Raw genomic sequence first — 15,340 nt, 5'->3', positions numbered from 1 at the left:
GGATCAGCGTTGCTGAGCAACGTTGACCAGGAGGCCACGTGCACGCTGATCTGGACATACTCGTCCAGGGGCCGGACGCATGGCGCCCCGGCTCCTAGCTCACCTGCGAGTCCAAGCCAAGAAGCGTCGCTGTGGATCTCATGGCCTGGCGGGATGCGGCGCGGTAAACCGAGTCTGTGCATCACTCGTGAACTGGCCGACGCCTTGCCGAAGAGCTGTCGTCCGATCAATGAGGTCCCGCCATCGCTCCGCCTCATCTGCGGTGCCGTCCGCGCGGGCGGCGCACCAGCGGTACAGAGCGTCTGTGGTTGAGGTCAAGGCTTCTCTGACCCCCTTGGCGCCTTCGGCGAGAGCCGGGGGTAGGCGGAGACCGAGGGCAATCTCCTGCAACATGCATTCGTCCTGGAGGCTTCGTAGGCTTCCTAGGATTTCGTCGCGCGATCCGATGCCATAGATCGCGAGCGTCTCCGCTCGGTTGGCTTCGAGTCGACCGACGGCCGCCACTTGGCCGATCTTGAAGAGTGCCTGATTGCATCGGTCGATGTAGAGAGTGCAGGCGTCGACCTCCATCTGCCACAGAGCATCTGCCCGCTGTCCGGCGAGTTGCAGCTCCACGCCCTCGACCGTGCCGCGAGCCTGCGCACTGCCGCCGGAGTAACCCCCAATGGCGCCTAGCGCCGCGCTGGCAATGCTGATCCCTGCTCCCAGCATTACTGCCCAGGTCTGATCCACGGTCGCGCCCTAACTCAGCGGTGGGTCTCTCGCGTGTCAGAGGTGTGCCGTGTGTATCGCAGATAGTGAACAGTGAGAGACAACGAGAAAGAGCGGGAGTCAGTGAGACTGACTCCCGCTCTCTCATCTAGGCATCCGCCCAGCTCAGCGCGTGGTTCTTGCTGGCTGTGTGGCAAGTGCCCCCGGCAGGATTCGAACCTGCGCACACGGCTCCGGAGGCCGTTGCTCTATCCCCTGAGCTACGGGGGCGTGTCGGGCGCTTTGTGTGCGGCGACGGGTAGAACCCTACCAGCTCTTTCCGGGGTGATCGCCACGTGTTTTGGTCGCGGCGGGTGGCGTTGTGGGGAGCTGAGGAGCGCCTGGGGGAGTGGGGCTGTGGCTGCGTTGGGTGACGGCGTTCCCACGGGGCGGAAGTGGGGAAAACCCGGACGCGGCGGTGGGCGCGCACCTACTCTCGAGTTGTGCCAGGCGCGTCCGGCCGGGTGCTTGTTGTGGACGACAACAAGGTCATCCGGCAGCTGATCAGGGTCAATCTCGAGCTGGAGGGTCTCGAGGTCGTGACCGCGGCTGACGGTGCCGAGTGTCTGGACGTCGTCCACCAGGTTCGGCCCGATGTCGTCACACTCGACGTCGTGATGCCTCGGCTCGACGGACTGCGAACCGCCGCTCGGCTGCGTGCTGATCCCCGGACGCGGAGTCTTCCCATCGCCATCGTCAGCGCCTGTACTCAGTACGAGGTCGAGAGCGGGCTCGACGTCGGTGTCGACGCCTTTCTCGCCAAGCCCTTCGAGCCCTCCGAACTCGTGCGGCTCGTGAGGCAGTTGATGGAGCGGCGTGAGGGGGGCGGTGGTGTCGTGGGCGGCGCCGTCGAGGAGACCGAGGGTGCGGGACGCACCGGTCATTGAGCCCGACCCCGCAGGCTGGTCGTCGTGGCGCCCCTATCAGATGGCCGGGCTGGCCCGACTCGTGTGGAGCAACCCGGTCGTCGGACTGTGCCGGACCGGCCGATTGGTGTGACGCGCGCCCCCTTCCTCTGTCTGCCCTCTGTCGCCGAGCTCCCGGGCCTGGAGGGCGTTGACGGTGAGCGTCTGGCTCGGAGCACGCCCCTCGCCTGCCGAGTCGTGTCGGACCGGCTGATTGGTGAGACGCGCGATCCCTTCCCCTGCCGCCCCTCTGTCGCCGAGCTCCCGGGCCTGGACGGCGTTCACGGTGAGCGCCTGGCCTCGCAGCACGTCGCCCCAGCTGCCGGCCCGCGCCGGACCCGCTGATTGCTGAGCTGCGCGCGCTCCCTCTGGCACCGAGGGGTGACCATCTGGCGTGGCTGCGTTCCCGGCGGCGCGTCTCGGGACCCGGCTTCCCCGAGTCCCCCGAGTAGTCCGGCCTGCCCGAGTGACCAGTGCTCGTTCCCGTCGCCCTGAACCCGGCTCGCGGAGTCAGTCGTAGAGCCCAGCGCACGCTCCCTCAGGCCTACAGCCTGGCCTACGGTCTCTGCCGTACCCGCCGATCGCTGAGATGCGCCCGTCCCCTCTATCGCCTCTTCGCCGAGTTCGGTCAGCGGAGCGGCCGGCGTTCCGGGGTAGCGCCCGGCCTGGGAACCCAGCCCAGAGTCCGGTCCAGAACCGAGCCTCGGAGCACGCCCCCCAAGCCACTGCCCTAGGAGCCGTCCTCGGGAGCCCAACCCCCTCGGAGACGGCCCCGGACTCCACCTCCCCCGTCCACATCCCGGACCATCGCCTAAACCGGCTCGCTTACCCACCCCCCTCCTCCCCTAGGCTTGCCCCGTGACTCCCGTCGAGCTCTCCCGTACCGTGCTGCGCGCGGTGCGTCGTGCTGTCGACGTGGGGGAACTGTCGATCTCCGTGCCCGCGAGCGTCGCGGTCACCCCGCCCGGGCCGGGCGGGTGTGGGGACTACGCGACGAACATCGCGCTGCGGCTGGCCGGTCCGGCCGGGCGACCCGCCCGGGAGGTCGCCGACGTCCTTCGGCCGCACATCGCGGATGCCCCCGGTGTCGCCGACGTGACCGTCACCGGACCGGGTTTCCTCAACATCACCCTCGGGGGTGGAGCGTCCGCCGCCCTGGTGGAAGAGGTCCTGGAGCAGGGGACGCGGTACGGGCACGGTGACACCCTCGCCGGGCAGGTCGTCGAGCTGCGCGTGCCCTATGACACCCGGGCCGAGGTCGTCGCCGACACCCTCGTACGGATCGTCGCCACCCAGGGTGGACGCGCCGAGGTCCGCCACGCCGAGCCCGTGAACCTGCGGCCCGTGCCCGCGCCGGAGAACCCCGCCCCGCTCGGCCCCGACGCCGCGCGCTGGGCACTCCTTCACCCGGCGTCCCACGATCGGCCCCGGATCAGCGCCGATCACCTTCTGCAGCGCGAGAGCAACCCTCTCTTCCGCGTCCGCTACGCCCACGCCCGCGCCCGGGCCCTCCGCCGCAACGCCGCCACCCTCGGCTTCACCGGTGCCCCGGCCCCCCGTGGGGCGCACCCTGCGGATCGCCCCGCGGACCTCCCCGCGGACGGTCCCGTCGTCAACACCGGCACCCTCACCGACGACGCTCGCCGTACAGACGCTTCCCCCGGGACCTCGGTCTCCGGGACCGGGACCTCCACCCCCAGAATCTCTGTCCCCGGGACCCCCACCCCCGGGACCCCCACCCCTCCCCACGAAGCCGATCTCCTCGTCGCTCTCGCCGAGTATCCGCAGGTCCTGCGGGTCGCCGCGCGGGATCGGGCGCCTGATCGGGTGGCGCGGCACCTTGTCGTCACCGCGGACGCTCTCCTCGGTTTCCAGCACGTCGTGCTGCCGTTCGGTGACGAGAAACCCTCGGCCGCCCACCGTGCCCGGCTCGCGCTCGCCGAAGCCGCCGGGACGGTGCTGGCCGGCGGCCTGTCCCTGCTCGGCATCAGCGCACCCGAACATCTCTGACTCAGCAGATGACACAGCAGAAAGCCCTACAGACATGAGCCGTTCCGCACACCCCGCCGGGCCCCGTCACGCCGATGTCCTCACCGAGGGCCACTACAGCGCGCCGCCCGCCGACCTCAACGCCCTCGACCCGAAGGTGTGGTCGCACACCGTCAGCCGTACGGACGACGGTGTCGTGAGCGTCGGAGGGCTCGAAGTCACCGCGCTCGCCGAGGAGTTCGGCACGCCGGCGTACTTCGTCGACGAGACCGACTTCCGGGAGCGGGCGCGGGCCTGGCGCACCGCGTTCGGGCACGACGCCGACGTCTTCTACGCGGGCAAGGCATTCCTGTCGCGCGCTGTCGTGCGGTGGCTGCACGAGGAGGGGCTCAACCTGGACGTGTGTTCCGGGGGTGAGCTGGCAACCGCCCTCTCCGCCGGGATGCCCGCCGACCGCATCGCCTTCCACGGCAACAACAAGTCCGAGAACGAGATCCGTACGGCCATCGAGACCGGCGTCGGACGGATCGTGCTCGACTCCTTCCAGGAGATCGTGCGGGTGGCCCACATCGCGCAGTCCCTCGGCAAGCGGCAGCGGGTGCAGATCCGGGTGACGGTGGGCGTGGAGGCGCACACCCACGAGTTCATCGCCACGGCTCACGAGGACCAGAAGTTCGGGATCGCGCTCGCCGACGGGCAGGCCGCCGAGGCCGTACGGCGGGCGCTCGCGCTCGACGCGCTCGAACTCGTCGGGATCCACTCGCACATCGGCTCGCAGATCTTCGACATGGCCGGCTTCGAGGTCGCCGCCCGACGGGTTGTCGCGCTGCTGGCCGCCGTGCGGGACGAGCACGGCGTCGAGCTGCCCGAGATCGACCTCGGCGGCGGTCTCGGCATCGCGTACACCAGCGACGACGACCCCCGCGAGCCGCACGAGATCGCGAAGGCGCTGAGCGAGATCGTGACGCGCGAGTGCGAGTCCGCGAAGCTGCGTACGCCGCGGATCTCCGTGGAGCCGGGGCGCGCCATCGTCGGCCCGACCGCGTTCACGCTGTACGAGGTCGGCACCATCAAGCCGCTCGACGGGCTGCGGACGTACGTCTCGGTGGACGGCGGCATGTCCGACAACATCCGGACCGCGCTGTACGACGCCGAGTACAGCGTCGCCCTCGTCTCGCGCACCTCGGACGCCGAGCCGATGCTGGTGCGCGTCGTCGGCAAGCACTGCGAGAGCGGTGACATCGTCGTGAAGGACGCCTTCCTGCCCGCCGACCTGGCCCCGGGCGACCTCATCGCCGTCCCGGCGACCGGCGCGTACTGCCGGTCCATGGCCAGCAACTACAACCACGCGCTGCGCCCGCCGGTCGTCGCGGTGAAGGACGGCGCGGCGCGGGTGATCGTCCGCCGCGAGACGGAGGAGGACCTCCTGCGTCTCGACGTTGGATAGTGGTGAGCGGTGAGCGGTGTGGTGGCAGGTGCCTCGGGTGTGATGGTGGGTGCCCGCCGGTGACAGCAGGTGCCCGATGGTGACAGAGGGTGCCTGGTGGTGACGGTGGGTGATCGGAAGTGCCGGGGTTGTCGGGTGGAAGATCTCCTGTCGCCACCTGGCAGAAAAATGAAATAGACGTCTCACGATCCGGACGAAGGGTAGAAACTCCCGTCCGGTGAGTGAGACTGGTCCAACCGAAGACGGTATGAGGAAACGAGGTCGGATGATGCGTACGCGTCCGCTGAAGGTGGCGCTGCTGGGCTGCGGGGTTGTCGGCTCAGAGGTGGCGCGCATCATGACGACGCACGCCGACGACCTCGCGGCCAGGATCGGAGCCCCCGTCGAGCTGGCGGGCGTGGCCGTCCGCCGCCCCTCCCGGGTGCGCGAGGGCATCGACCCCGATCTCGTCACCACCGACGCCACCGCCCTCGTCAAACGCGGGGACATCGACGTCGTCGTCGAGGTCATCGGCGGTATCGAGCCCGCCCGCACGCTGATCACCACCGCGTTCGAGCACGGCGCCTCCGTCGTCTCCGCGAACAAGGCGCTGCTCGCCCAGGACGGTGCCGCCCTGCACGCGGCGGCGCAGCAGCACGGCAGGGACCTCTATTACGAGGCTGCCGTCGCCGGCGCCATCCCGCTGATCCGGCCGCTGCGCGAGTCCCTCGCCGGCGACAAGATCAACCGGGTGATGGGCATCGTCAACGGCACCACCAACTTCATCCTCGACAAGATGGACTCCACGGGGGCGGGTTACCAGGAAGCCCTCGACGAGGCCACCGCGCTCGGATACGCCGAGGCCGACCCGACCGCCGACGTCGAGGGTTTCGACGCCGCCGCCAAGGCCGCCATCCTCGCCGGGATCGCCTTCCACACACGGGTGCGCCTCGACGACGTCTACCGCGAGGGCATGAGCGAGGTCACCTCCGCCGACTTCGCCTCGGCGAAGGAGATGGGCTGCACCATCAAGCTCCTCGCCCTCTGCGAGCGGGCCGCCGACGGGGGATCGGTGACGGCGCGCGTGCATCCCGCAATGATTCCGCTGACCCACCCGCTGGCCTCCGTGCGCGGCGCGTACAACGCCGTGTTCGTCGAGTCGGACGCCGCCGGTCAGCTGATGTTCTACGGGCCGGGCGCGGGCGGCGCCCCGACCGCCTCCGCCGTCCTCGGCGACCTGGTCGCCGTCTGCCGCAACCGGCTCGGCGGTGCCACCGGGCCCGGCGACTCCGCGTACACCCAGCTGCCCGTCTCGCCCATGGGCGAGGTCGTCACGCGCTACCACATCAGCCTCGACGTGGCCGATAAACCGGGCGTTCTCGCTCAGGTCGCCACCGTCTTCGCCGAGCACGGAGTGTCCATCGATACCGTGCGGCAGTCGGGCAAGGACGGCGAGGCCTCCCTCGTCGTCGTCACTCATCGTGCGTCCGACGCGTCCCTGGACGGGACCGTCGAGGCGCTGCGCAGCCTCGACACCGTGCGGGGTGTCGCCAGCATCATGCGGGTTGAAGGAGAGTAACCAGCAATGACCCACCAGTGGCGCGGAATCATCGAGGAGTACCGGGACCGGCTTCCGGTGTCCGACAGCACGCCGGTCGTGTCGCTCCGTGAGGGCGGCACGCCGCTCGTGCCCGCGCAGGTGCTCTCCGAGCGCACGGGCTGCGAGGTCCACCTCAAGGTGGAGGGTGCCAACCCGACCGGGTCCTTCAAGGACCGCGGTATGACCATGGCCATCACGCGGGCGAAGGAGGAGGGCGCGAAGGCCGTCATCTGCGCCTCCACCGGCAACACGTCGGCGAGCGCCGCCGCTTACGCCGTGCGCGCCGGGATGGTCTGTGCCGTCCTCGTGCCGCAGGGCAAGATCGCGCTCGGCAAGATGGGGCAGGCCCTCATCCACGGCGCCAAGATCCTCCAGGTCGACGGCAACTTCGACGACTGTCTGACGCTGGCGCGCTCGCTGTCCGACAACTACCCGGTGGCGCTGGTCAATTCGGTCAACCCGGTGCGTATCGAGGGCCAGAAGACCGCCGCCTTCGAGATCGTGGACATGCTCGGCGACGCGCCCGACATCCATGTCCTTCCGGTGGGTAACGCGGGCAACATCACCGCGTACTGGAAGGGGTACACGGAGTACGCCGCCGACGGCATCGCCCGGCACACCCCGCGCATGTGGGGGTTCCAGGCGTCCGGTTCGGCGCCGATCGTGCGCGGCGAGGTCGTCAAGGACCCGTCGACGATCGCCACCGCGATCCGGATCGGCAACCCGGCCTCGTGGAAGTTCGCGCTGGCCGCGCGGGACGAGTCGGGCGGCTTCATCGACGAGGTGACGGACCGTGAGATCCTGCGCGCCTACCGGCTGTTGGCCGCGCAGGAGGGCGTCTTCGTCGAGCCCGCGTCCGCCGCGTCCGTCGCCGGTCTGCTGAAGGCCGCCGAGCAGGGCAAGGTCGACCCGGGCCAGCGCATCGTCTGCACCGTCACCGGGAACGGTCTCAAGGACCCCGACTGGGCCGTCGCGGGCGCCCCGCAGCCGGTCACGGTCCCGGTGGACGCGGCGACGGCGGCGGAGCGGCTCGGTCTGGCGTAAAACCGCCAGGCGTGAACCCGCCACGCGGGGCCGATCGGCCCCGCGTGAACCCGCCGGGCGGGGCCGGCCGGCTCCGTCGGACCCGGCGGAACGCGCCGGACGTGCAGAACACGCCGAAGGCGGGCGGAAAACCGTCGGAAAGCAGACGGAATCCGCCCGCCCTCCGGAGGGGTTGCCCCCACGGCGACCCGCCGGGGGGTGCACGGGGGGCTTACGACACGCATCGTGCGCCTCCTGTGCGCCCTATGTCGCCACAGAACCTTCCTTCGATAAGCTGTACCGAACCCGCCTGCCGCATATGCCGCGGTGCCGCGCCGTCCTTGCGGCCTCCGGGTCCTGGTGCCCGTCTGTCGCAGTCAGTTCATGTCGCAGTTCTTCGAAAATCTCGTACATCACGCAGCTCAAGGAGAGTCATCGAGCGATGGCCGGTCCAGCGTTCCGCGCCGCCGCCGTCCGGGTGCGCGTCCCCGCCACCAGTGCCAACCTCGGCCCGGGCTTCGACGCCTTCGGCCTGTCACTGGGGCTGTACGACGACGTGGTCGTCCGGGTGGCCGACTCCGGGCTGCACATCGACATCGCGGGTGAGGGCAGCGAGACGCTGCCGCGCGACGAGAACCATCTCCTCGTACGTTCCCTGCGCACCGCCTTCGATCTGCTGGGCGGACAGCCGCGCGGCCTCGAGATCGTCTGCGCCAACCGCATTCCGCACGGCCGGGGTCTCGGCTCCTCCTCCGCCGCCATCTGCGCCGGCATCGTCGCCGCCCGCGCGGTGACGATAGGCGGGGACAGCAGGCTCGACGACACCGCGCTCCTCGAGCTCGCGACCGAGATCGAGGGGCACCCCGACAATGTCGCGGCCTGTCTGCTCGGCGGTTTCACGCTCTCCTGGATGGAGTCCGGCGCCGCGCGGGCGATCAGGATGGAGCCCGCCGATTCCATCGTTCCGGTGGTCTTCGTGCCCGGAAAGCCCGTGCTCACCGAGACCGCGCGCGGTCTGCTGCCGCGCACCGTTCCGCACGTCGACGCCGCCGCCAACGCGGGTCGCGCCGCACTGCTCGTCGAGGCCCTGACCCGGCGCCCCGAGCTGCTGCTGCCCGCGACGGAGGACCGGCTGCACCAGGAATACCGTGCTCCGGCGATGCCGGAGAGCGCGGCGCTCGTGGAGCGCCTGCGCGCCGACGGCATCCCGGCGGTGATCTCCGGCGCGGGACCCACCGTCCTCGCGCTGGCGGACCGCGCGTCGGCCGACAAGGTGGCCGATCTCGCAGGTCAGAGCTGGGCCGCCAACCGTCTTGACCTCGACGCCCAGGGGGCGTGCGTGTTGCCGCTCGCACCTGTCGGGGTCAATTGACGACGCACGGTTGCCGGATTTGGAGAGGGGGAATGTTTGTTGGATCCGGTAGTGTTAACCTCAAGTCTGCACCCGACCCCACCATGGCGAGGTGCTTCGCGTCCCCGTCCGGGACACCCATTCTTCCGGGAGCCTCCCAAACTGCTTTGTGCCTTGCATTGGGTGCTATGCGCTGAGCAGTGCTGAGCACGCTCCGGAACCGGCGTGACCGAGCCGATGACACCGAACCTCAGTGCCACGGCTCCGGAATCGTCATCACCAGATATGTCTTCCGCCGCTTTGGCGGACCACCGCCCCGGCACGGTCCACATAGCAAGGACCAAAGCCGGACAGCACAACCGGTCGCCGAGCCAGACAGGCCGACGTCCGCTCCAGGGAAGGACCCTTCGTGAGCGACACCACCGATCTGATGGGCGCACGTGTCGAGGAGACCGCTGCCGCGCCCGCCACGGACGCCTCCGCGCCTGCCACCGGTGCCGGCTCCAGGCGACGCCGCGGTACCGGCCTCGAAGGCATGGTGCTGGCCGAGCTGCAGCAGGTCGCATCCGGCCTCGGAATCAGGGGCACCGCGCGTATGCGCAAGAGCCAGCTGATCGAGGTCATCAAGGAGGCGCAGGCGGGAGGGGGCGCTCCGGCCAAGTCGGCGTCCGACGACGCCGCCGAGACCAAGCCGAAGCGCCGGACCACCTCGAAGGCCCGTACGAGCGACGAGGCCGCCGCCCCGGCCGAGACGAAGGCCGAGAAGGTCGCCGCCGAGAAGGCCGTGGCCCAGCAGCAGATCGAGATCCCCGGCCAGCCGGCGTCCGACGACGCCCCTGCCGAGCGCCGCCGTCGCCGTGCCACCGCCGAGGCGGGCAGCCCCGAGACGGTCGCCGCCGAGGCGAAGAGCGAGCCGAAGGCCGAGGCGCAGCCGCAGGGCGACGCCGAGGGCGCCGACGGCCGCCGCGAGCGTCGTGAGCGCCGTGACCGCGACCGGGGCGGCCGTGACCGCGACCGCCGCGGCAACAAGGGCGACGAGCAGCAGGGCGGCCAGGGCGGCGGGCAGCAGCGCCCGGACCGTCAGGAGCGCCAGGACCGTCCGGACCGTCAGCAGCAGGGCGGCGGCCGTCAGGACCGCCAGCAGACGCGTGACAACGGTCCGCGTGACAACGGTCCGCGTGACAACGGTCCGCGTGACAACGGCCCGCGCGACAACGGCCCGCAGGACGACGACGACTTCGAGGGCGGCCGCCGCGGCCGGCGCGGCCGTTACCGGGACCGCCGTGGGCGTCGTGGACGTGACGAGATCGCCGAGCCGCAGGTCGCCGACGACGACGTGCTGATCCCCGTCGCGGGCATCCTCGACATCCTCGACAACTACGCGTTCATCCGTACGTCGGGCTACCTGCCGGGTCCCAACGACGTGTACGTCTCTCTCGCCCAGGTCCGCAAGAACGGTCTGCGCAAGGGTGACCACGTCACCGGCGCGGTCCGTCAGCCCAAGGACGGCGAGCGCCGCGAGAAGTTCAACGCGCTGGTCCGCCTCGACTCGGCGAACGGCATGGCGGCCGAATCCGGGCGCGGGCGCCCGGAGTTCAACAAGCTGACGCCACTCTACCCGCAGGACCGGCTCCGCCTGGAGACCGACCCGGGTGTCCTGACGACCCGGATCATCGACCTCGTCGCGCCGATCGGCAAGGGCCAGCGCGGTCTGATCGTGGCCCCGCCGAAGACCGGCAAGACCATGATCCTGCAGGCGATCGCCAACGCGATCACCATCAACAACCCCGAGTGCCACCTGATGGTCGTCCTGGTCGACGAGCGTCCGGAAGAGGTCACCGACATGCAGCGGTCGGTCAAGGGCGAGGTCATCTCCTCGACCTTCGACCGTCCGGCCGAGGACCACACCACGGTCGCCGAGCTCGCCATCGAGCGCGCCAAGCGTCTGGTGGAGCTGGGCCACGACGTCGTCGTGCTGCTCGACTCGATCACGCGTCTGGGCCGTGCGTACAACCTCGCCGCCCCGGCCTCCGGCCGCATCCTGTCCGGTGGTGTCGACTCGACCGCGCTGTACCCGCCGAAGCGCTTCTTCGGTGCCGCGCGCAACATCGAGGACGGCGGCTCGCTGACCATCCTGGCCACCGCGCTCGTCGACACCGGCTCGCGCATGGACGAGGTCATCTTCGAGGAGTTCAAGGGCACCGGCAACGCCGAGCTCAAGCTCGACCGGAAGCTCGCCGACAAGCGTGTCTTCCCGGCGGTGGACGTGGACGCGTCCGGTACCCGTAAGGAAGAGCTCCTGCTCGGCAGCGACGAGCTCGCCATCACCTGGAAGCTGCGTCGCGTGCTCCACGCGCTCGACCAGCAGCAGGCGATCGAGCTGCTGCTCGACAAGATGAAGCAGACGAAGTCGAACGCCGAGTTCCTGCTCCAGATCCAGAAGACGACGCCGTCGCCGGGCAACAACAACGACTGACGTCTTCGCGACCGAGGTCCTCCGCGACCGGAGTTCGCAGGGCAGAAACCGCAAAGGACCGCCCCCGTCACCCAGGTGACGGGGGCGGTCCTTTGTGCTGTCCGGGACACGTGTACGATCGCGCCCTTGCACTTCTGCTGAAGCAGATCTGAACTCTTGACTCTGAGGGGGGACTTGAGTGGATACGTCCACGTCCGGAGGCGGTCGGCACAGACGCCGCATACGGATCGCCGTGCCGGTCGCCGCAGCCGGCCTCGCCGCCGCGGTCGCCGGTGCGCTTCTGATGTCGTCCGCGAACGCCGCGCCCAACACGACGCCACCCACTCCGACCGTGCGGCCCACCCACTCGACGCCGTCCCTGGCCGAGCTGGAGAAGCGTGTGGCGGGCGCCGTCGCCGGTGACGACATCGCGGGCCGGACGACCCAGAAGGCGTCGCTGAGCGCCGGTACGAACACGGCGAAGGTCGACCCGAAGATCATCGGCGGCACCACGACCACCATCAGCACGGCCCCGTTCATGGCCCAGCTCTGGTACTACGACGAGGCCAACGAGATCGGCTTCTTCTGCGGCGGCTCCGTCGTCTCGCCGACGAAGATCCTGACCGCCGCGCACTGCGTCAAGGGCTACGACTGGAAGGCCAACGGCGCCGTCATCACCGGCACCTCCCAGCTGGCGAGCGGCAGCGAGCTGCCGGCAGGTGCCACGGTCAGCGCTCCCTGGCGGCAGTGGAACCACCCGTCGTACAGCTCGACGACCATCGACAACGACATCGCGGTCATCACGCTGGCGAACCCGGTCTCCGCCAAGCCGATCCGCATGACGACGTCCGGTGACACCGCGTCGTACGCGTCCGGCACCAAGGCGAAGCTCTTCGGCTGGGGCCGCACCAGCTCCACCACCGGCGACATCTCCGAGACGCTGAAGACGGCCACGCTGCCGATCAACTCGGACAGCACGTGCAACACGGGCATGCAGTCGGTCCTCGGTGAGGACGCCTTCGTCGAGGGCCACATGGTCTGCGCGGGCACCAAGGCGACCGGCACCGACGCCGGCACCACCACCGCCTGCAACGGCGACTCCGGCGGCCCGCTGATCGTCAACGACCGCATCGTCGGTGTCGTCTCCTGGGGTGTCGAGGACTGCGTCAAGAAGGGCGCGTACAGCGTCTTCTCGAAGGTCAGCACCTACGTCGGCGCCGCCTACCCGCGCGTCGAGGACACCAACCTGAGCGGCGACCACAAGGCCGACCTGTGGGTCCGCAACGCGTCGACCAAGACGGGCTACTCGAAGGACTCCAAGGGCACCTCGTTCGCCGCGCGCGTGTCGTGGGGCGGCTGGGACGGCGTCAACGTCGTGCTCCAGACCGACCTGAACCGTGACGGCTACCAGGACCTCGTGGTGCGCGACAGCGCCAGCGGGGACGTCTACTGGATGCACTACCTGAGGTCGATCGACGACTGGGCCACCGACAAGATCTTCAGCAGCTGGGGTACCCGTCAGCGCATCATCGCGCCGGGCGACCTCAACGGCGACGGTCTGCCCGACATCCTCTCCGTCGACTCCTCCGGCGTGATGTGGCAGTACCCGGGCAAGGGCAACGGCACCTTCTCGTCGCGTGTCCAGGTCGGCACCGGCTGGAGCCAGTACAACTCGGTGCGCGGGCACGGCGACTTCACCGGTGACGGCAAGGCCGACCTGATCGCGCGCAGCAAGACCGGCTCGTACATCTACCTGTACAAGGGCACCGGCAAGACCGGCAGCGGAGCCTTCTCCACCCGCATCAAGGTGCGCACGTGGAGCAGCTACAACGCCTTCGACGCCGTCGGTGACGTGACCGGCGACGGCAAGGCCGACTTCCTGGCCCGCACCTCCGGCGGCACGCTGTACCTGTACCCGGGTACCGGCAAGGCCACCAGCGAGATCTTCGCCACGCGGATCTCGGTCGGCACCGGTTTCCAGGAGTACGACATCTTCGGCTGACATCGCAGGTGAGCGGGTTCTTCCCGGTCTCGCCGGCCACGCAACGTGCCCATCGCGCTACGCGGTGGGCACGCTGCGTTGTGCAACCCTTTCCCGGGTTTCCCAGTCTGACCGTACGGAGTGACCATGGAGCGGTACGCCTCGTCACGTCCAGCTGGGCCTAGCCCTGAAAGCAGGGGGTAACCGACCGTAAAGGAAACCGAGGAGCACATGCCTGCCGAGAGCACGCCGGAGCCCGCCATACCGGGCGACCCCGGCAACAACACCCCGTCCCGGGCCAAGGGCCGTCGCCCCAGGACCCGCAGCACGCGGAGCAAGGCCGTGCTCGTCACGGCCTGGACCGCGGCGGGCGTCGTGGTGCTCGGCGGCACCGGAGCCGGCTACCTGTACTTCAAGCTCAACGGCAACCTCAAGAACGTCGACATCAACCAGGCGCTCGGCAGCGAACGGCCCACGAAGGTCGACAACGGCTCCGAGAACATCCTGGTCCTCGGCTCCGACACCCGATCCGGCGGCAACAAGAAGCTGGGCGGCGGCACCGACGACGGCAGCGCTCGCTCCGACACCGCGATGATCGTCCACGTGTACAAGGGCCACAAGAAGGCCAGCGTGGTCTCCATTCCGCGCGACACCCTCATCAAGCGGCCCTCCTGTGTCGACGACGAGGGCACCCGCCACGACGCGGCCACCGGCGTGATGTTCAACTCCGCCTACTCCACCGGTGGCGCCGCCTGCGCGGTGAAGACCGTCGAGTCCGTCACCGGCATCCGCATGGACCACTACATCGAGGTCGACTTCAGCGGCTTCCAGAAGCTGATCGACGACCTCGGCGGTGTCACGGTCACCACGACCAAGGACATCAAGGACCCCGAGAGCCATCTGAACCTGAAGGCCGGATCGCACGAACTCAACGGCAAGCAGGCACTCGGCCTGGTCCGTACCCGGCACGGCGTCGGCGACGGCTCCGACCTCGGCCGCATCCAGCTCCAGCAGGCGTTCATGAAGGCGCTCGTCGACCAGGTCAAGCACATCGGGATCCTGTCCAGCCCGAAGAAGCTGTACGACCTCGCCGACACCGCGACCAAGACGGTCACCACCGACTCCGACATCGGCAGTGTCACCGACCTCGCCTCCTTCGCGAGCGGCCTCAAGGGCATCGGCTCGTCCCGCATGACCATGGTGACGATGCCGGTCCAGTACGACAGCGCCGACGCCAATCGCGTCCTGGTCGACAAGGACAAGGCCGAGCTGGTCTGGAAGGCGCTGAAGGACGACCGGCCGATCCCGAAGGCGGCCACCAAGGGCACCGCCACCGGCACCGCGAAGGGCGTCGTCAGCCCCGGCTGACCCGCCCGCGGAGCCCCTGGGAATAGATCGTCGCGTCCCCCCGTTTTGGGGGATACGGCCAGTGCTGGCAGACTGGTACGTCGGCCCCGGTTCACGCACCCGCAACCAGCGGCGGCGACCCGGTGCCCTCCCGAAACTAGGAGACACCTTGAAGCGCGACATCCACCCCGAGTACGTCGAGACGCAGGTCAGCTGCACCTGTGGCGCGTCGTTCACCACGCGGAGCACGATCTCCAGCGGCGCCATCCGCGCCGAGGTCTGCTCCGAGTGCCACCCGTTCTACACGGGCAAGCAGAAGATCCTCGACACCGGTGGCCGTGTGGCCCGCTTCGAGGCCCGCTTCGGCAAGGCTGCAGCTGCCAACAAGTAGCGAGCCCACAGCGCCGGTCTTCGGTGTCCCCCGCACGGGGACGCCGGGACCGGCGCTTTGCGGTCCAGCCCCCTCCCCCCCAGGTCCTCGAACCCGTTCGAGGACCTGGGGGACCCCCACGC

The 15,340-nt window shown here is 69.6% G+C and carries 11 protein-coding genes and 1 tRNA gene; 10 read left to right on the top strand and 2 right to left on the bottom strand.

The window, feature by feature from the left end:
* Positions 1-138: 138 nt before the first annotated feature.
* A complete protein-coding gene (locus ACFWBT_RS34790; RefSeq protein WP_385706959.1) occupies positions 139-732 on the bottom strand; it encodes a hypothetical protein in 594 nt (197 codons plus the stop codon).
* Positions 733-909: 177 nt separating this feature from the next.
* Positions 910-981: transfer RNA gene (locus ACFWBT_RS34785), tRNA-Arg, on the bottom strand.
* Positions 982-1,145: 164 nt separating this feature from the next.
* Here ACFWBT_RS34785 and ACFWBT_RS34780 point away from each other — a divergent pair.
* From ACFWBT_RS34780 to rpmE, 10 genes are all read left to right on the top strand, one after another.
* Complete coding sequence (locus ACFWBT_RS34780) at positions 1,146-1,637, top strand: response regulator (protein ID WP_385706958.1); 492 nt, start codon at positions 1,146-1,148, stop codon at positions 1,635-1,637.
* Between the two features lie 876 nt (positions 1,638-2,513).
* Positions 2,514-3,665 carry an ArgS-related anticodon-binding protein NrtL gene (gene nrtL / locus ACFWBT_RS34775; RefSeq protein ID WP_385706957.1) on the top strand — a complete coding sequence of 384 codons (1,152 nt, stop codon included), beginning with the start codon at positions 2,514-2,516 and terminating at the stop codon, positions 3,663-3,665.
* Between the two features lie 34 nt (positions 3,666-3,699).
* A complete protein-coding gene (lysA, locus tag ACFWBT_RS34770; RefSeq protein ID WP_385706956.1) occupies positions 3,700-5,091 on the top strand; it encodes a diaminopimelate decarboxylase in 1,392 nt (463 codons plus the stop codon).
* Between the two features lie 265 nt (positions 5,092-5,356).
* Positions 5,357-6,649 carry a homoserine dehydrogenase gene (locus ACFWBT_RS34765; protein WP_385706955.1) on the top strand — a complete coding sequence of 431 codons (1,293 nt, stop codon included), beginning with the start codon at positions 5,357-5,359 and terminating at the stop codon, positions 6,647-6,649.
* 6 nt (positions 6,650-6,655) lie between these two features.
* On the top strand, positions 6,656-7,714 hold the full coding sequence (gene thrC, locus ACFWBT_RS34760) for a threonine synthase (RefSeq protein ID WP_385706954.1): 1,059 nt from the start codon (positions 6,656-6,658) through the stop codon (positions 7,712-7,714).
* A 421-nt stretch (positions 7,715-8,135) separates the two neighbouring features.
* Positions 8,136-9,065: a homoserine kinase gene (gene thrB, locus ACFWBT_RS34755; RefSeq protein WP_351543444.1), complete on the top strand. Its 930-nt coding sequence runs from the start codon at positions 8,136-8,138 to the stop codon at positions 9,063-9,065.
* Between the two features lie 388 nt (positions 9,066-9,453).
* A complete protein-coding gene (gene rho, locus ACFWBT_RS34750; protein WP_385706953.1) occupies positions 9,454-11,520 on the top strand; it encodes a transcription termination factor Rho in 2,067 nt (688 codons plus the stop codon).
* 178 nt (positions 11,521-11,698) lie between these two features.
* Complete coding sequence (locus tag ACFWBT_RS34745) at positions 11,699-13,501, top strand: trypsin-like serine protease (protein ID WP_385706952.1); 1,803 nt, start codon at positions 11,699-11,701, stop codon at positions 13,499-13,501.
* 210 nt (positions 13,502-13,711) lie between these two features.
* Positions 13,712-14,848: an LCP family protein gene (locus ACFWBT_RS34740; protein WP_385706951.1), complete on the top strand. Its 1,137-nt coding sequence runs from the start codon at positions 13,712-13,714 to the stop codon at positions 14,846-14,848.
* Positions 14,849-14,996: 148 nt separating this feature from the next.
* Complete coding sequence (gene rpmE / locus ACFWBT_RS34735) at positions 14,997-15,218, top strand: 50S ribosomal protein L31 (protein WP_266762813.1); 222 nt, start codon at positions 14,997-14,999, stop codon at positions 15,216-15,218.
* The last annotated feature ends 122 nt before the right edge of the window (positions 15,219-15,340 follow it).

This window comes from Streptomyces sp. NPDC060027 (genome assembly GCF_042737005.1).
GTDB lineage: Bacteria > Actinomycetota > Actinomycetes > Streptomycetales > Streptomycetaceae > Streptomyces.
This window is presented reverse-complemented; position numbering and strand designations above follow the sequence as displayed.

Excerpts from the sequence above, each read along its gene's own strand:
- lysA (WP_385706956.1), top strand. The coding sequence starts at position 3,700 with ATGAGCCGTTCCGCACACCCCGCCGGGCCCCGTCACGCCGATGTCCTC.
- ACFWBT_RS34740 (WP_385706951.1), top strand. The coding sequence starts at position 13,712 with ATGCCTGCCGAGAGCACGCCGGAGCCCGCCATACCGGGCGACCCCGGC.
- ACFWBT_RS34765 (WP_385706955.1), top strand. The coding sequence starts at position 5,357 with ATGATGCGTACGCGTCCGCTGAAGGTGGCGCTGCTGGGCTGCGGGGTT.
- thrB (WP_351543444.1), top strand. The coding sequence starts at position 8,136 with ATGGCCGGTCCAGCGTTCCGCGCCGCCGCCGTCCGGGTGCGCGTCCCC.
- thrC (WP_385706954.1), top strand. The coding sequence starts at position 6,656 with ATGACCCACCAGTGGCGCGGAATCATCGAGGAGTACCGGGACCGGCTT.